The organism is Nostoc sp. UCD121, from assembly GCF_014222285.1.
In the GTDB taxonomy this organism is placed as follows: domain Bacteria; phylum Cyanobacteriota; class Cyanobacteriia; order Cyanobacteriales; family Nostocaceae; genus Nostoc.
Window position 1 is genome coordinate 17,383 of record NZ_JACKZS010000003.1, and the last position, 18,912, is coordinate 36,294.

8 protein-coding genes are annotated in these 18,912 nt (G+C 39.2%); all 8 read right to left on the reverse strand.

The window, feature by feature from the left end; all coding sequences use genetic code 11:
- Positions 1-559: 559 nt before the first annotated feature.
- The 8 genes from GNF10_RS01165 to GNF10_RS01200 all read right to left on the reverse strand — a co-directional run bounded on the left by GNF10_RS01165 (position 560) and on the right by GNF10_RS01200 (position 18,703).
- Positions 560-2,437: a hypothetical protein gene (locus GNF10_RS01165; RefSeq protein ID WP_185580833.1), complete on the reverse strand. Its 1,878-nt coding sequence runs from the start codon at positions 2,435-2,437 to the stop codon at positions 560-562.
- 68 nt (positions 2,438-2,505) lie between these two features.
- Positions 2,506-3,840, reverse strand: a complete 1,335-nt coding sequence (locus GNF10_RS01170; RefSeq protein WP_185580834.1) for a condensation domain-containing protein — start codon at positions 3,838-3,840, stop codon at positions 2,506-2,508.
- A 178-nt stretch (positions 3,841-4,018) separates the two neighbouring features.
- Positions 4,019-4,324: a phosphopantetheine-binding protein gene (locus tag GNF10_RS01175; protein WP_185580835.1), complete on the reverse strand. Its 306-nt coding sequence runs from the start codon at positions 4,322-4,324 to the stop codon at positions 4,019-4,021.
- A 248-nt stretch (positions 4,325-4,572) separates the two neighbouring features.
- Positions 4,573-4,860 carry a 2Fe-2S iron-sulfur cluster-binding protein gene (locus tag GNF10_RS01180; RefSeq protein WP_185580836.1) on the reverse strand — a complete coding sequence of 96 codons (288 nt, stop codon included), beginning with the start codon at positions 4,858-4,860 and terminating at the stop codon, positions 4,573-4,575.
- Positions 4,861-4,905: 45 nt separating this feature from the next.
- Positions 4,906-6,207 (reverse strand): hypothetical protein, encoded by a 1,302-nt coding sequence (locus tag GNF10_RS01185; RefSeq protein WP_185580837.1) that lies wholly within the window; start codon positions 6,205-6,207, stop codon positions 4,906-4,908.
- Positions 6,208-6,221: 14 nt separating this feature from the next.
- Positions 6,222-7,883 carry a PfaD family polyunsaturated fatty acid/polyketide biosynthesis protein gene (locus GNF10_RS01190; RefSeq protein WP_185580838.1) on the reverse strand — a complete coding sequence of 554 codons (1,662 nt, stop codon included), beginning with the start codon at positions 7,881-7,883 and terminating at the stop codon, positions 6,222-6,224.
- 183 nt (positions 7,884-8,066) lie between these two features.
- Positions 8,067-11,354 (reverse strand): type I polyketide synthase, encoded by a 3,288-nt coding sequence (locus GNF10_RS01195; RefSeq protein ID WP_185580839.1) that lies wholly within the window; start codon positions 11,352-11,354, stop codon positions 8,067-8,069.
- 146 nt (positions 11,355-11,500) lie between these two features.
- Complete coding sequence (locus tag GNF10_RS01200; protein WP_185580840.1) at positions 11,501-18,703, reverse strand: type I polyketide synthase; 7,203 nt, start codon at positions 18,701-18,703, stop codon at positions 11,501-11,503.
- Positions 18,704-18,912: the final 209 nt, after the last annotated feature.

Below are 18,912 nucleotides of genomic sequence, written 5' to 3' on the forward strand. Positions count from 1 at the left end.
AAAGCTAAAATATATTGTCAAAGTCAGTTTTTTAACGAACCACAGAGTTACAGAGAAGCCAGTGTATTGGGCGGGTTCCTCTACTTGTAGCAACTGGTGCGACGTTGAGAGAATAAATAAATGCTTAACTGAACTGGATTCTTTTATAGTTACCTAACAATCTCATCCAGTTGTGATTTATAAGTATATTATGACAGGGAGATACTCAATCGCAACTCATACGCAACTTCCTACCTGAATAATTTTTTATAATAAATAAAAAATCATCCGCATAAAAATGCTAGAAATAATGATCTAACATTTTTATACGGATGATATAAACTAAAATAATCCGTAATTGGTAATGAATTAAAAGACTATTTCATTGAAGAAAAATTCAGCTATTCTGAATGGGCTAAACGCCCCACTACCGCTAACAGAAGTCAGAATCAAGACGCTCCAGGATGAGATCTAAGCGTAGCTATGCCGCAGGCTTTACGCTGCCCTATTAGTCGGGGATTCAGACGCTTTTTCGGTCAAAATTCATTCTGAATTCTGACTACTGATTCTGTTCGATAATTTAGATTCTGCACTCTTCTATCTGAGATTTCAGAGAAGCAAAATGCTTTCCACCTAATTCAATTTGCCCGTCTGCACACCCAGTTTTCAATCTTTCGACTAAATAATCCAAATCATGAGCTATAAAATTCGTGCCATGATCTGGTTCTACTAAACTAACTAAAGATATATTTCTAGCTTGTTGTTCGACCAAGCTAGAAATACCCAGAAAGTTGAATACACCAGATTCATAGGTTCCACAAGGTACCGAAGGATTATTTACCCCAACACAGTATTCATTTGCTTTAAACCAATCAAATGCTGGGTAGCCGTGAAAATGAACAATTGGCGCACCATTTTTAATTAATTCTGGTGTATACAAAGCCGCAGAAAGACTAATCGCAAGCATGACATAAATATCATAAGAAGGTTTCATATCTGCTAATTCCGAACGAATAACTTTAGGAAGTTGGAGATATAGCTTTTCTTTCAAACCAATTCTGATAATATCGTCAGCGATATTCAAGTCTGTTTTATTTGACCCAGAACGAGAACTTACAAGCCAAATATCGGGGATTTGTCTAAATACATATTTTTCTAATATTTTGATTTTGACATAGCGTCTACCATTTTCATTTTGACGAAGTTCGTTACTATTAAATCCCTTAACAGGTAGTAGACCTTCCCACTCGTTTTGAGTTACTTCTACATTTCCAAAATATTGTGGAGGTTCAGCGTAAGCAACAAAGCCATAAGAAACACCTGTCCTACCATTTATAATGATGCTGACAATATCTCTATGGGATTTTCTTTTAATCACCTCATCCAATTTAAAACCAGGAGGAAATAAGCCTGTTGCTGCTAACTCATGACCCAATTTAACTAATTTTCCAGCATAGCTAGATTCTTCGGGATTGTAGTGTCCTAGCTCAAACCGACTCAGTAAAAGTGGGGCAATCGGCACAAAAACTTTAGGAATTAGTGATTTTAAAGCAAACCTTTCTATCTCGTCTTTGGAAAATATAGAGTCAGAAAGATTCATGTTTAATATAGAAATTTTCTCAGAGGAGACTCCAATAACAATCTCTGAAAATGTTCTAATTAAAGTGTTTAAGCCAATATTTATTTTTTGTTTGTATGGGATAAGAGGGTTAATAAAATTATTGTCTATTTCTGTAATAACAATTACTTGTGTCTTGGTAGGATTGTCAACATATTTAGCTGCATGATCTTCAGCCCAACTGCTCAATCGGGCTATTTTTATAACAGGTATTTTTCGATCGTTTAAAACAAAATTAGAATAAAATTGATAGAGTAGCTCTGCTGCAAATATACCAATTTTTCTTATAATTGAAGGAGTTATTTCCACATCAATGATTGCATTAACTTCTGATTTAATCCCTTTGAATTTGAAGTTCTTCTTTTTATTAATTATCGGAAGTGTTAGGTCATAATTAAATTCTGCGATCGCTTCATTCCAAGATAAAACCTTGACCCCATAATTTCTCAGTATAACTTCCAATTCTTGGCGAAATTTACGAATTTCTTGATTATTGTAGCTATCAGGTAAAGGTTTAAATGTAACTATCAATTTTTGAGCCATAGCTTTAGGATCAATAATTGGTGGCTTATACTCTACAGTTGATTGCTCTGAAAATCCTCCAATTAGACGACCAATAGTTTGTAAGTTTAGTCCTTGGCTTAAAGGGATAGAACTCAAGTCAACAGCTACATCCATTTCGTGCAAAAATGCCACAATCTCTGCTTTGCTAGCAACTATTTCTGCTTGCATTTCTAATGTGATTATTCCCTTTGGTGAGCGAATCTTTAACTTATCGTTATCAACCCAAAAATGAACACCCTGTTGAGTAAGTTTTGTTACGATATCTGATGCGTTCATGGTCGAAAAATCTCCGAATTTTCTCAAAATATTAGCTTGTAAACTTCTAAATTTATTAACAATTACGCCTAATCCAATGTTAATAAATAATTTATGTTTAAATTGCAAATATCCAATATATAGGACATCACATTATTTACAAGAATTTCCATATCATTCTGATCAATTGAAGGTTGGGAAAATACAAAATTTAGCAGCATTTTTCCTTTAAAAGTTGAAGCATGAATAACAAAAAGACCTGCATACAAAGCATTAGAACCAGCAAAGCTGATTTCTTCTAGTTCAAATTCACCGTAAATTGTGGGCACATTTACCTTGCCAACATTAGAAACAGACACTGTGGCAGCTACTTGCTTAGGGAAGATAAAACAAAAATATATGAGGTGCTTGGCAATCAAAATCATTTTAAAAAGATCGCCAGACTCTTTACTAAATTCAAGTTTTTGCTTCACCTCACGAGCTAATTCCCAGATAGACATGTTTCTACGTATAGTATGAAATCCCATAGCAGAAGAGGCTAATACAGCCATACGGTCATCGCTGATTGCTGGTTCTAAATATCTCCTCAAATCAAAATATGATAGGCAGTTTACTCGTACATCTTTCCTATTACCTTTAATTATTTTTCTGGCTACTGTAAACATAAGTACAGCACACAAAGCACTATGTACTGTTGTCTTCTCTTGCCGACAATGATTTACAAATTTTTGGGTTAAGTCTTGGTCAAGTTGTCTGTGGATAATATTGGAAGTACGCTTTGCAATGGATACATACTTGTGAAAACCTAATGTTTTTGGTTGATTCCAGATTTTTTGGAATCCAAGCTGCAACAAGAAGATAATGCTGTTTATCTTACCTCTGAACCCCTTAGTCCATTCGGGCATTAGTTGTTCGATGGGTGGAAGTGGAGTTAAGCTAGTAACTGGGTGAATTGGTTCGCCGGACACAATTCTCTCGCACCAAGTTAAGATTTCTGAGTGAAGTCGGATGGATGATAAACCATCTGCGATCGCATGGTGTATTGTTGTAATTAGGTAACTTATATGCTCATCACCCAGCAGATGGACAAGTACTACTCGCAGCAGACCTTGGCTACTATCAATTTCTTTGTTCATCTCTTCATAAACAACTTCTTGCCACTGCTCATTATTTAAATGCCTTACAACGCGTAAAGCTATTTTTGCTGTTCCTTGATTTTGAAAGCTGAGGCTATTTGTGGAACGGATAATTTGAGAATTTAGGCGTGGATGACGACACTGTATCACGTCTAATGCTTGTGCCAAATTTTCTTCGCAGATATGGCCTTTGATACGGCTAATGGTGACTATGTTCCAGGTTTTAGCGCGGCTGTTTAAGATTTCCATAACTTGCTCAAGACATCCTAGTTTTCTGTTGTAAATCATATTTACTTTTGATTTCCTCTAAGGACTGATTGCTTGCAAGGTTAGTTATTGATTGAGCTTGTTTCTATTGACTGACAAGCTTAACAACCTGTTGAATAAGCTTTGCTAAAAACCTGTAAAGCATAGTTTGAAACTATCAAAATCTTGTTATTTAAACTTTGAAGAACAGCTTTAGTTTTCAAATCTCAAAAGTTTCTGATTGGGAAGCTTTAGATTCTTCGGCTAATCGCTGAGATAGAGTTTCAATAGTAGGGTAACGCCACAATAAGATTGGAGATAGTTCAAAACCAAACAACTTCTCCGCTTTGCTAACTAAAACCATTGCCTGCGCTGACTCTAAACCGTAGCTGTCTAAAGGCTGACGGACATCTATATCCTTGGGTTCAACTCCTAGCTGCTCTGCAATATGAGATACTAACCAAGCTTGAATTTCTTCTGCGGTATAAGACTGCTTTTTAGTTGTCTCAGAAATAGACTGACTCATTTACACACCTCTGAAGTAAAAGGAATTGGATATATAGCATTCCGAAATAGGATTGCTATACTGGCTAAAGTTTTTGAAAAGTCTTAGATAAGAAATATTAGAAAAACCAGTGGGCTTTCGCAACTGCTTCATGTTTCCTAATAACAATCTTTTGTAGCTTGCGAAGACTTTATATTTTGCCCGTAATGATCGAGCAACCTCATAGCTAATCGATATAAGCGTATACCGAGCTACATAAACTTTGTCAATTAATTAGCCATGCGAATGCAAATATCACCCTGCACTACGCATTGACAAGCTAGGCGAACATTGGGATTCTCTGGAGCTAACACATCAAGTAAAATCCGCTCTTCATCCATCACAGGAGTTAGATTTTCTATCCCACTGATAATTTCTATGAGGCAGGTTCCACAAGCAACACTACGACAACCAAATAAAATTGAACTAGGATAGCGATCGCAAACATTAGTTAAGCTTTGGTTTGCTTCGACTTGAACTGTTCTTTGATCGTCTTGAAAATGAATGGATATTACCATTTTTTAACGTATTGCGATTGGTAAAATAGTTAATATATTTTCCACTTATTGAGCAACTTCAACAAGCTTTTGAATATCCTTAGTTTCCAGAGCATCCTGATAGCGCTTATAGCGATTACCTAGTCTGTCTTTATTTAATTCAAGTTCCAGTGATTGGATGAGACGAGATAGCTGCTGCGCTCGATAGTGCCAAGTTTTTTGTTCTAAGGGGCCTATTATTTTTCGCCAACTCAAGCTCATGTCTCTCCAAGAATCAACTAGTTCATCAAAATCTATTTGTTTATTAGCAAATTCAGGATGATTTAAAGACATACGTAGTGCATCTAGCCCAACTCTAACATCAGTAAATAGTAATCCTTGCTTAATTAAGTCTATCTTCTCAAGATAAGTTCTAAAAGCACCGTTAATGTTATCTTCTACAATTCTTTGCATAAAATGCCGAATGAAATCTTGAGCTTCTGGAGAAGCTTTTTTATACAGTTCTAAGCCTAAATCAAAAGAGGTTGTGTAATGGCGGGCTTCATCTGCTAAGTGACCCTGATTCAGTTCAAAAGCCAATGGTTCATAATCAAAATTTTCAGGATCATCAAATAAAAAGCTTTCAGCTTGTTTTAACTCTACATTGGCAACATATCGGAAAAGTAGCCATAAACCACCCAATCCATTCTCTTGAACTTTTTGAGCGGGTAGCATCCTTACGGCATCCCCAACTATAAAACGTAAAGTTCGATATAACCAATTTCTATCTTGAACTTGTAGCTGATCTACTAAATTTTTGAGAAAACTTTTACCATTCGCTAGATGAAACAGAGTTTTTTCAAGTTCTACATCCAAAGTGAAATGAGTTGTAAGTTTTTCCATATCTAATTGAGATATAGCCCCAACATTTCCATAAAAGAAACCAGGCTCATCGAATGAGTCTTTAACTCCTGTTTCTCGAACCACCATGCTATGTATAGTTCGGAAAGACCAAATATGATCTAACTCTTCATTCGTTTCCTGATGAAGAATCATATACTCATCTGAGTAGGAAGCAAAAACTTTTTCACCAACACTTATATTAGATACAAGAGTTTGTGATTCACTATTGGCAACAAACTTATAGAAATTAGCTAAGAATGCTGCCGACAAAATTGCTTTCTGCCGTTTACTCAAAGAACGTAAATAACCACAGAATTGCATCGGTAAAGTAATTATTCCAGGATGAGAGTACAGCTTTTCTCCATTTATCCCCTGTTTATTAATAGCTATAGCAAGATATTTTAATTCTAAAGGTTTAGTGTGTGCTTGCTCAAAAAGCTTGTTTTGAATCTTAGTTAATCGGTCATCAATTCTAACAGTTTCCATGTATTTTTCCCCTTTTAGTTAAAAGTAGCTGGGCGATATTCACTGTAATAAGCTGGCATTTGTAAGCCTTGGATCTTTAAACTTTGCATTCGGTATAAAAATGCCGCACCAGTCATCATGTGGTTGGCAACATCAACTACATGGCGATTATTTGGTTCAGATAAGTAAGAACCTCTAACCCAATCATTGAAGCTGCCCATAGCAGGACCACACCAAATTTGATAATCCATTTCTCTGCCTTTTTCCCCCAAGTTAGACCAACGCGATGATAATCCGAGATACCATCGAAAAATTAGAGCCATCTTCAGTTTGGGATTATTAATAGCTTTGGCTAATTTATCGGGATTACGTTGAGATAAATAATTAACTGTCTCCTCCCAAACTGCTTCTAAGCTATTTTTGAAAACTTGTTTTTCTAATTTTTCTTTTTCTATCAGCGGAATATCTTCAATTGAATTATAGTTTTTGTATAATTCAAACAGTTTTTGTGCTCGTAAAGGAAAGAGAGTTCCTCTTTTGAGAACTTGGAGTTTTACTCCCATTTCAAACATATCTGCTGCTGGAGCCATCATCACATCAGCCATATCAGCTTGAGCCAGTAACTGTTTAGTATGTTGAGAAGTCCCAGCTTCAATACAAGACTGATTAATTGAGCCAGTTACAACATAAGCAGCTCCCATCATAAAAGCAGCTAATGCTGATTGTGGTGTAGCAATTCCTCCTGCTACTCCGACTCTGACAGGTTTTTCATAAGAAAACTTTCTTTGAATTTCATCTCTCAATTCCAAGATGGAAGGTAAGAGACAAACCAAAGGACGATTATCTGTATGACCTCCAGAATCTGCTTCGACAGTAATATCGTCAGCTACAGGAATTTTTTCAGCTAGGGTTGCTTGCAATTCGCTAACAAGACCTTGATTAACTAATTGTTTCAAAATTTTTGCGGGAGCAGGTTGCAGAAATTTAGTTGCAACTTCTCTCCTGGAAATTTTGGCAATGATTTTATTTTTGATTTCGATTTGATTGCTTGAATTCAAGCCAAGTCCAGCAGTCCGGTAGTAAACAATGTTGTCAGTCAAATCAAGGAAGGCAGAGGCTTCTATTGTTCTCACCTGATATTTAAGATACAAATCAACAACACCACGTTCAATAGCAGGTTCACTGGGGCTGTGGAGTAAGTTAAATGCGTAAGGCCCCTGGGGTAAAGCTTGTTGAATGCGATTAATGGCTGCTTCGACGCGATTAGGAGATAAACCACCAGCACCAAATGAACTTAATATTTTCTCTTTGCCAAGGGCAATTACTAAGTCTTCAGATGCAATTCCTTGAGCCATTGCGCCCGTGGTATAAGCGTATTTTACACCATGAAAGTTAAGAAAGCTTGGATCGCCTAATTGCCGAATTGAAAGGGGTGGAGCAGCTATTAATATTTCTGTTTGTCCAGTTTTTTCTGGATTGTAAGGATATAAATAACCTTCGTTAGTTGCGCCAAGTTTTCCTTCAACTCTAATAATATAACAAGGCTTATCTAAATTTAGCAACTTAGACTTTATACCTTTTTCGTTAAAACATATAGAATCTAAAGTACCTTGCCAAACTTGATTCTGCTGGTAAAGAAAGTCTGATGCTTTCAGGTAGCTGCCATTATTATTTAGCACATTATCTGCACCAATCATTTTAAAATCTCCAGTTTAAGAAAATTTTCCCCAGATAATTTTTGAATAGATGACATCAGAATTGATACTCATTACCTGTAAGTTTGCTCTAGAACAAGGGGGTAAGATCCCCTTGTCTAATAAAGCTTGATTTTGTCCCAATTATTTATTCAAGTAATCTGGGTAATTTGCAGCTTGAAATAATTATGATTCAAATAACTTTTGATAACAAGCCATTTGCAACTGAATTATGGCGCTAATTTGCTTTAGCGATTCTTGCCGCGCTTGCAGAAAAATAGCATGGGCTTTAGTCATACGGGAAGCATTTTCACTCAAATCTTGATAATAAGGACTACGTAAGTTGAGTAAATGTGGTTCGTCAGTAACACCGTAAGTTGTTAAACTAGGAGTTTCCTGTTCTGTTGCCCAACTTTTGTTAATTTGTGATTTCTCTACAGTTTCATGGCGCTCTTGTAGCAATACCTTAGCAGATTTGTTGCTATTTTCGAAACTAGCTTGCTCTGGGAGAGTTTCTAAATTTGTAGAGGTATTTTCAAGACTTTTGGTTGGATTTTGGAGCAAAGAAGAATTCATGTGTGCAAATTCCTTTAATTCTAATAGTTGATATTGCTGCTGATTAACAGTTCCGATGCTTATATCTTGAAGTATTTCTTGATTTCTCTTCTTTAAAGATGTGTAACTAATCTTGCTATTGCCCAAGTTTATAGTTTTCACTCTAGACTGGCTTTGGTTAAGAATTTCCGATTCTTGAGAATATAGCGGTGATAAATCTAGATCAACCCTATGACTTAGAAGTTTTGCTAAGGATTTGACAATAGAAGTATGATCGTCTACACCTCTTTTATTAAGAGACACTGTGACGTATTCTTTTTGATTGAGGATTTTATCAATCCATCTCGAACAGTTACTACCTGCACCTACTTCGATGAAAATTTTGAAGCCATCCTCATAGACGCGGTTAATTAGTTGAGGAAAATTAAGCTGTTTGCAGATATTTTGAGCAATATTGTGAGCAATAGAATGGCTATCGAGGTTAATGGGTTTATACTCGGCTGTGGAATAAAAAATAGTCTCTGATACGTTTTGGATAGGTAATGTATTTAATCTCACAATCTCATCGTACTCAGAGCGCATTGCCTCGCAATGGATGACATGGGTAAAGGGGGCAGAGAAAGCATTACAATTTAGGTTAGCAATTACTCGCTTACAAGCTTGAACTTCACCTGCAATTACAACTTCTTCTGAAGTGTTAATTAAAAGCAAATAGACGCGGTTTTCGTGTTTGATAGCTTCTTTAACACGGGATACTGGACACATGAGAATATAGTTGCCCCAAAAATCTTTGCCTTTGTCATCCTGTTCTTGAGGTAATCCCCAATACTCGCGCACAGCATTTTTGGAACCAGATAGCCTTGTCTTAAACAGAGGAGATGAGTTAAAGCTCTGACTACCATCTTGAAAGTTATCCCAAATACCTTGTGCCAAGATCATGCTAATCTCGCCTAAGCTATAACCAAGAGCACCTTGAGACTTGATCTGGAAATAATTGTTCAAAATTGCTGTTAAGACTCTGGCAAAGAACATTTCTGATTCGAGTATTGCTATTGGATCGCTAATCAATTTCTGTTCAAGGTCTTCCAGTTGTCTATTTGATAATTTTTTTAAGCTTCGAGGATAGACAAGTTTCTCTACGTTTTCTATACGGTTGTAACTACTTTTAACGAGTGGTTCATCGTAAAGTTGAGGAAACAAGCGAAACAGATTTTGACCAAGACCGATATAGGCGCTAAAGGCACCTGGGTAAACGAAAGCAATTTTACTTCTTTGACCCAGTGGTTTTGCCGTAAAATAACTGCCTAGAGGACTTTGCCAGTCTTTTCCAGTTTCAAAGGCATTGACAATACCCCTGAGGGAGTGCTTAATTTCTCGCTGCAATTCATCTTGATTGTGTCCGAGAATTGCTACAGCATAAGTTGCCTGTTGATGCTGCTGAAAAGCTTTAAAAGTCAACTTAGCAGCAGCAGATAGGGAAGAGCAATTTTGAATAGTTTGTTGAAGAGTGCGGATTTGGTCTAATAGAGTTGATTGATCGTCAGCTGCGATCGCAAACACATAGTAAGGCATTTGCTCTAAATACCTGCTGCTACGATGTTTCTGAGATAGCTCCTCTGACAAAATTAAATGTGCATAACTCCCATCTATCTCCATCCCGTTAATTGCAGCTATTCTTTTAGCGGCTCCTTTTTCTAAAAACCAGGGTTTTGATTCAGAAGCAACATAAAAGGGACTATCTCGCCAAATCTCTGGCATTTTGGGACCAGACCACTGAGGAACTGCGGGGATGTAGCGGTGATATAAACAAAGTGCTGTTTTAACCAGACTAACTATCCCTGATGCGGCAGATGTATGACCGATATTGGCTTTGACGCTACCGATCGCACAAGTTAAATTTGCTTCAAATGTGCGATAAGCTGTGAGCAAACCTTGAATTTCTAACTCATCTTGCTGGGGAATTCCACTACCAACAACTTCTAAATAGTTGATATCTGTTGGTTGGATATCTGCTAAATGAAAAGCCTGTTGACAAGCCTGGGTTATCACTTCAGTATTTGGGACAGAGGAAGAGTTAATTTTAGATTTGGAATTTTCCACCAGACTAAGAGCGTCAATCGTTGCATATATGCGATTGTTCTCTCGTTTTGCTGTGTCGTGGAGCTTCAATACTACAGCCGCCGCACCCTCACCTACTATCCAGCCGTTAGCATTCTGGTCGTAACTGAGAGTATTCACGCCCGTGTTAACTTTTGTTATTTGATTTCGCTGTAGAACACTAGCGCCATCTCCAGCAAGCTCGATTGCACCGACTAAAACAGCGTCTACTTCTCTGATTGCGAGTAGCTTTTGGGCAAGTTCTAAGGCTTTGAAAACAGAATTTTCTTCGGCAATTAATGTGAATGTAGGACCAGCAAAATTCCACAGTTTGGAAATATAATTAGCCACACTATTTTCGATGTAACTGGGATATTCATTGTATTTGTCAATGACTTCCAGTTGCTCTTTTTGTTGATGCAGAGTTAGTTCTTTAGCAGTAGCAATTATTATTGCTATTCTTGTGCCTTGATGAAGGGCTGCATCTTTCAAAGCATTATCAGCTACCTGAAGCATCAACAGTTCTTGGGGATTAAAATTGTCTACTTCTTCTGGTGAGATTTCCAAACGAAAAGTATCAATTTCAAAATCTTTAATGTATGCACCTAATGGTAATACACCGTCAGCAAAACCATAGTTTTTCAACAACTTTTGTTGTGCTTCTATTGCTTGCCATCGCTGAGGAGGTATAGAAATGAAATGCTGAATTCCCTCATAAATACTGCGTTCAAAGGCATCTAATCCCTTACAGCCACCACCCAAATAACAATCCATCCCCACAATAGCTATTTTAGGAATTTTATTTTGTGAAAATCCTTCCATCACTCACCTCCTCAAGCTGATTTACACTTTTTGCAAGAATTCAGGAGTCAGAATAATTAAAGAATCAGGAGAAAATTTGATGAATCAATATACTAATTAGATTCCTTCTAAATTCGGACTACTGAATTCTTAGTGCCGATGTCTATTTAAATTTCATCTAATTGCTTTGGTAAAATAGTTCCCTTTGCTCCAAGCATCCGGTTATATATTTGTCCTTGTTCATTATGGGCGATGAGATCAACAACTAAACCCGATTCTGTCTTTGATTTTATTGCACAAGAGACGTAAAATTTTTCATCAAATGGGATAGCTATAAACTGCTCAAAACTCTTGATTTCCGAAGGTAAACAAGCTACCTGATAAAAATGCTGTGCCCAAATCCAGAATGCATGAATCTCCACATCTGCAATGTAAGGATTAAATGTTTGGACTGGAAATTGCCCTTGTTGCCTTTCTTCAGGCTTCGGCAAATAGCATTCTATAGTAATCTTTTCCAGAGTGGCATTTAAGACAGATTTTACGCCTTGAAAAGTAAGTCCGTGGAACAAGCTAGCTGACCCATTCTGATAAATTGATGAAGTCGTAGCGGTGATTTTATGATCCTGGTTTAAGTTCAGGGATTCGTGTGTAGGGGCATTAGGAATTTCCCGCTTCAGTTTGATCTGGCTACTAAAATGATAACGGATTTTACCTTCTGGAGTTTTACTCCAAATTTTGGCATCAAAATCTATCTCATTGATATCATGTTTAGCAATTTCTTGCAATTCTAAAGTGTAATCAGTTCCTAAAGTTTCATCAAAGATTAGTCCCTTCAAGACTTTATAATTTGTATAAAGGAAGGCTTTGTAACCAGGATATATTTGTTCGCAGGCGTTAGCAATCCATAATAGTCCACAAGTTGCTGGCAGAACTGGATAACCAGCAATTACATGGTCTTGTAAAAAGGGATTAGCTGGTAATGTTAGCTGCCGATGGATACGAAAAGTTCTCAACTCGCTTGGTAACTTTTCGGGGATATATACTAGGGGACTCCCAATTACAACTTGCACAGTTTGTTGATTTATACTAGCTAATTCATCAACTAACATTTCTGTGCCAATATCAACAGGAATAGTCTCAATATTCCGTTCAGCAAAAGCTTGCTTTAATTCAGGAGAAACCATACCACTATCCCAAGGGCCCCAATTAATCGCTACTACATGAGAATGGGGATGGTTGCGTTTGACAAGGTGGGCTGATTTGTTGAGAATTTCATTAGCGATCGCATAATCTGACTGTCCCACGTTTCCGTAGAAACCAACTACAGAGGAAAACAGGACTAAATAATTCAGTTGACTCGGTGTTACGCACCGCAACAGATTTTCGAGACCTTTAACTTTGGCAGTGTAAACTGTTTCAAAATCTTGGACTGATTTTTTCTCAATCCGCTTATCAGCTAGATTTCCAGCCCCGTGAATAATTCCTGTTACCGGGCCAAAACGCTTGACAGCATTAGCAACTTGCTCCTGAAGTGCGATCGCATCAGTCACATCAACATTAAAATATTCAGCCTTTCCGCCCGCCTTGTTGATAGCTTGTAAGGTTGTAGCAATTTCGCGACTAGATGAAATAGCGTTAAACTTTTTCTGCACCATTGCAGGTGTGGGTTTTTCGCCTTTGGCGAAGAAATCCTCCATAATCCGCTTTTTCAAATCTGCTTCGCTTAAGTAACCTTCAGTCCATACGGGTTCTGGATCGGCGGTGGAACGACCCACCAAGATAAATTTGCATTGATAACGCTGCGCTAGTTTAATCACACACTGAGCCGTTATCCCTTTCGCACCGCCACTTACGAGAAATACTTGGGATTTGGCATTAGGGATGGGGAAAACGTTGGAGGAAGAAGTGCTGGGTGCAAAGGGGATTCCGCCGATTTCCTGCTCTCTATTTTTTTGTTCTTCCTGTTCACATACTAGAGTTACTCGCTCTTGTGAGTTATATCCCACTTCCACGACTAATAGATTTGGGTCATGAAGTTCGGCGAAGATATGCTGTGCTGATGTTTCGGCATCTAAATCAGGACTGAGGTCGATCGCTCGGCAAAATACAGATTCCCATTCCTGGTTCAAACTTTTAGTAAGTCCGAATAGTCCAGCGCCAATTGCACCAAAGTTAGTTTTTTGCCCTAGTCCGAATTCACCATCCAGACGAGCCACAGTTATAAAACTACTACGTCCTTGAAGTGCCGCTTGATTGAGTGGTTCTTTGAGATATTTGGCGATGAGAAAGACATGGCGAAGGATGGCTTTTTCTGATTCCAGATAGCGAACATGGTTGCTTATTTCATCGTGAGTGGAAGGGTTCAGATGGATAAATGTAGCTATTTGTCCATAGTTAGTAGCGATCGCTCCTAACTGTTCTTGCAAATGCTCCTCACTCAAATCTGCAAGCACCACACGGCTAATCCCTTCAGGTAACGGAGATTGTTTAGCAATCACGGTTGGAGGAAAAGTTAAGACAACGGTTTTCCAGCCACGTTTGAACAGAGTCTCAGCTAGTTTCGCCGTAGTCAGAGAACCATCATCGGTAAGCAAGGCGATATGGTTATCGGGTAAGGTGAAATCTAAAACATCAGGTTCGGGAAGATATTTGAGTCTGACAGGACTACGAAAAAGTGAGGATTGGGTATTGGACATTGTGGAAAACTCTTCTCCCCTGCTCCCTGCTCCCTTTTCTATATGTGCAACAATTTGTCCAAGGGTACGTAATTGAGCCAATGCTTCTGAATTCGGCTTAGGTAAATCCGGGTAGAGTTCTAGCAACGCTTCGAGAATTTCCACAAGTTTGACAGCATCAATTCCCAAATCTGTCTCTATATCCATCGACAAATCTAGCATTTTCGTCGAATAGCCTGTCTTTTCACTAACGACATCGAACACAATGTTAGCAAGCTCTGGAGATGAAGGGGATGGTGGGGATGAGGAAGGTATTGCTGTTACTCCGCCATCTCCCTCATCTCCCTTATCTCCCTTATCTTCCCCATCTCCCTCATCTCCCTGCTCCCTACTCCCTGACTTATTTGGGGCATTGACAAAGCCCGTCGCAGGCATCGCACCAGAAATATCAGATGCAATTTTCCCCATATATTCAGCTATTTGAGCCAGTGTGCGTAGCTGTCCTACTTCTTCGGGATTCGGCTTGGGCAAATCGGGATATAGTTCTAACAACGCTCCGAGAATTTCTACACGTTTGATCGAATCAATCCCCAAATCTGCCTCGATATCCATCGTTAGCTCTAACATCTCCGTTGGATAGCCGGTTTTATCACTAACGATATTAATTAAAGTTTCACTCAGGGTAGCTTGATCGATGATTACTGGTGGTTCGGGTGCAATTTCTACAGGTGCAGTATTCTCTTTTAATGGAGCAATATCCAGAACTGCTGTTGCTTGATGATGTGCGCCATTACCATTTGTGCCGTTACCATTAGTTGAAACTGGCTCAGATTTAGTGGCAAATCCGTTACTCGGTAAAGCAATCGGTGGAGTCTTCAGAACAGGGTTATCCTCTTCGACTGGTGGAGCTACTGGACTTGGTTGATAATTGACTGGCGGTATCAGATGTTGATTAGTATGGCTGGGCGACGGTTGATAATGTCGCTGAAGCAATTGGAAAAAGTTGTTAGTGTATTCTTGCTGATAGTTCAGATATTGCTCATGGATGCGGAGGCTATCGGTTTGATGATCGTGAAACCGCATAATGCTGCGCTCTGAACTGGAGACTACGAGTTGCTGTGTTTCTGTATGTGGTTCGCTGAATTTACGATTTCCCCATAACGCATGTTGTTGCTCCATGAGTTGGAAGAAAATTTTAGTATATTCTGTCTGATGATTCAAAGATTGTTCATGAACCTGCAAGACATCATGCTGATGGCGATTGACCTCTATTAATGTGTACTCTAAGTTCTCTATAGCTCTTAAATAACTTAGAGGAAGTTCTGAACTAGATTGCAAAGACTTGATATCTAGTTGGTCTGATTGGCCATTCTGCACAGATTTCACTCCACCATTGACTGCAACCTTCTCTGCTGAATGAGAGAAGTTAGGTTTATTGCCATTGCCAACGCTGGATTGACCGTTAACGGCTACCTTCTCTACTGAATGAGAGGGGTTAGGTTTATTGCCATTACCAACAGTAGATTTACCATTGACTGCAACCTTCTCTGCTGAATGAGAGAAGTTAGGTTTATTGCCATTGCCAACGCTGGATTGACCGTTGACTGATACCTTCTCTGTGGATTGAGAGAAGTTGGGTTTATTGCCGTTCGCAACAGTGGATTTCACTTCATGCCCATTTTGCATAGCTTTTTCAAAGGACTGCTTGGTTTTATCCGATACATAGTTAGTGCTATTTAAGCGGACATTTAAGACCTTATTTGGAGAAGCCTCTGGGATTTTGTACTCCAATTGATAGGGGTCTAAGTTTTGCAAAGGTAATCCAGCAACGCGTAACTGTAGAACAGCTTGCCGTAAAGTGCGATCGCTATCTTTGAGATGACTAGCATTTAAAGCTACAGCTAAATGAGGGCGATCGCCCAGGATATCTTTTACCAAGTTGGTAAGAACGCTTCGCGGTCCAAATTCAATAAAGCAGTAACCGCCTTCAGCATAAATATTTTCAATTTCTTGCTTAAATAGCACCTGATTCTTCAGGTGTTCTTTGAGGATTTTTTGAATGACTGGCGGCTCATTTGGGTAACGCTTCCCGGTAACATTTGTATAAACCGGGATTTGTGGCTCATTAAAAATAACTTTCTCAATTGCTTTGGCAAAAGGTTGCTGTGCATAAGCCACTAATGGAGTGTGAAAAGCTGCGGAAACTCCCAACAAAATGCTAGAGAACCCTTGAGTTTTCAGAGCCTCCTGTACATTAGCAATTTCAGCTTTCGTCCCTGCTAACACCATCTGATTTGGAGAATTCAAGTTAGCAATGGTGACTTGCGGGAAATTCTGAATTAGTTCTGTAACCTGATTTACATCCCCTTTCACCGCCAACATCGCTCCCGCATCCAATAGAGGATCTTTTGGTGCAGCCATCGCTTGACCTCTAGCTTTGACCAAGAACAGGTAATCTTTCTCACTCAAAACTCCCGCAGCCCACAAAGCAGTCAGTTCTCCAAAACTATGTCCGGCAACGAAATCTGGCTTAAACCCAGCTTGTTGCAATATCTTGTACAAACCAGCGCTAAAAGCTCCAATGGCTGGCTGTGCATATTCTGTTTGCTGCAACACCTTCATCTGGGCAGTCTTTTGATCTAGATCAAACACAGGGTTCGGGAAAACAACCTCCGAAAGAGGCTGCAAACCGTCTTCGCGTAAAAGGCTATCAATTTGAGCATAAGTCTGCCCCAAGTAAGGGAAGTTAATTAAGAGTTCCCGACCCATTTCTAAGTATTGCGAACCTTGCCCAGAAAATAGGGCAACCACCTTCCCCTCTGTTTCTATGCCAGTTTTGCGATAGTAAATTCCTTGGGGATATTCCCATGATTCTGCTTGCAGCTTGCTTGTGAGCAAGTCAATACTTGTTTGCAGCAAGTCACAAGCTTGAGTGAGAGAATCAGCAACAAACCCAAGTCTGGCATTTGTAACCGGAATTTCTAAAGATTGAGAAGCCGCAATCAATTCTGTATAAAGCTGTTCTCCCGTATCTGATTGCAATTGCTTTCTAATTTCTTGAATGCGCGATAACAATTCTTCAGGTGTTGACGCAAATAGCAACACCGACTGAGAAGGTTTGTGTAAACGATAGGGTTGCTGATGCTGACTTGTGTATTCTTCCAGAACGACATGATAATTTGTGCCACCAAAGCCAAAAGAACTTACCCCTGCACGTCTTGGTTGGTCATCGCCGCTAATCCAAGGTCTGGTTTCGGTATTTAAATAAAATGGGGAACTATCAATATCTAATTTAGGATGCGGTTTGGTGACATTAATCGTGGCTGGTAATACTTTGTGGTGTAAAGCTAAAGCCGTTTTGATCAGACTTGCTGCACCCGCAGCAGCTTTTGTATGTCCAATCTGCGATTTGACAGTTCCAAGGGCAATATGCTGCTTTTTGGGATTGTTTTCGCCAAAAACTTCTTTTATCGATGAGAATTCGGCGGGGTCTCCAGCCATAGTACCAGTGCCGTGTGCTTCAATCAAACCAACACTTGTAGGCGAAAATCCGGCATCTTCGTAAGCACGATGCAAAGCTCTCATTTGACCTTCTGGACGTGGCGCATAGATACTTTTGTAGCGACCATCGCTAGAAGTCCCAATGCCTTTAATGACTGCATAGATTCGGTCATGATCTCGCTGGGCATCTTCAAGGCGTTTCAGGACTAACATTCCCACACCTTCGCCTAGCATCATTCCATCAGATTCTGCATCGAAAGGTTTGACATTCTCACCTTGGGAAACAGCAGGAGTTTTGCTGAAACACATATAGGCCATAATTGAGTTGTCGGTGTCAACTCCGCCAGTGATCATCATATCGGCTCGATGCTCAATTAGCTCGCTCATTGCCATTTTGAGCGCACCTAATGAACTGGCACAAGCGGCATCTACAACACAGTTAGTTCCCCCCAAATCTAGGCGGTTAGCAATTCTTCCTGTAACTACGTTTGCCAGCATACCGGGGAAGGCATTCTCATCCCACTGCACATAAGCACTTTTGATTTTCTCAATGATTTTTTGTGTATCGTCGTCAGATAAGCCACTGCCTTTGAGGACTTTTTCCCAAACCGGGTACTGCATTCTCACACTCAACGGAACCGCCAACTGTCTGCCTAGTGCCACACCTAAGATTACACCAGTGCGTTGGCGAAGGCGATCGTAGATATCGCTGTTAAACTGTCGAGATTCGCCGTAACCTGCATCTTCCATCGCTGCTTTCGCAACAATCAAACCTAGCAATTGCGATATATCTGTGACTTCTAGGCTGTTAGGTGGAAGTCCAAATTCCATCGGATTGAAATTGACATCCGGGATAAATCCGCCTCTTTTGCAATATGTTTTATCAGGTGTTCTGGGATTAGGATCATAATAATCCTCCACACTCCAACGCGAAGGGGGAACATCAGTAATACAATCAACTTTGTGAATTATTTTCTCCCAATATTCCTGTAAATTTTTGGATTGGGGAAAGATAGAAGCCATCCCAATAATTGCAATATCTGTTTGTTGCTGAGGTCTATTTATTTCGCTGGTTAACGGTGCATTCTCAACCATAACTTTTTTCACCTGTATGAGCTTGAGTACAGCCTGTTCACAATTGCTAACTTCTTCTTGCAACTGTGCTAAAACAGCTTCAATTCTAGAAGCAGTCATGACTTTTTCTTCACTATTAGATCTTTGAGATGTAGAGATGATAATAAAATTACCATCTCTACAAATAGAGAAAGACGCGTTTACTTTTTAGGTAAGGCTAAGAGGTTTTTTAAAAAGTGTTTCGCTGTGAATTTAGGCACTTTAGATCCCCCCTAACCCCCCTTTTTAAGAGGGGAACCGGAATCAAAGTCCCCCAATTGATCGGGGGA

Bases quoted from the DNA above. Each gene is read 5' to 3' on its own strand.
- GNF10_RS01165 (WP_185580833.1), bottom strand. From the start codon at position 2,437: ATGAACGCATCAGATATCGTAACAAAACTTACTCAACAGGGTGTTCAT.
- GNF10_RS01170 (WP_185580834.1), bottom strand. From the start codon at position 3,840: ATGATTTACAACAGAAAACTAGGATGTCTTGAGCAAGTTATGGAAATC.
- GNF10_RS01175 (WP_185580835.1), bottom strand. From the start codon at position 4,324: ATGAGTCAGTCTATTTCTGAGACAACTAAAAAGCAGTCTTATACCGCA.
- GNF10_RS01180 (WP_185580836.1), bottom strand. From the start codon at position 4,860: ATGGTAATATCCATTCATTTTCAAGACGATCAAAGAACAGTTCAAGTC.
- GNF10_RS01185 (WP_185580837.1), bottom strand. From the start codon at position 6,207: ATGGAAACTGTTAGAATTGATGACCGATTAACTAAGATTCAAAACAAG.
- GNF10_RS01190 (WP_185580838.1), bottom strand. From the start codon at position 7,883: ATGATTGGTGCAGATAATGTGCTAAATAATAATGGCAGCTACCTGAAA.
- GNF10_RS01195 (WP_185580839.1), bottom strand. From the start codon at position 11,354: ATGGAAGGATTTTCACAAAATAAAATTCCTAAAATAGCTATTGTGGGG.
- GNF10_RS01200 (WP_185580840.1), bottom strand. From the start codon at position 18,703: ATGACTGCTTCTAGAATTGAAGCTGTTTTAGCACAGTTGCAAGAAGAA.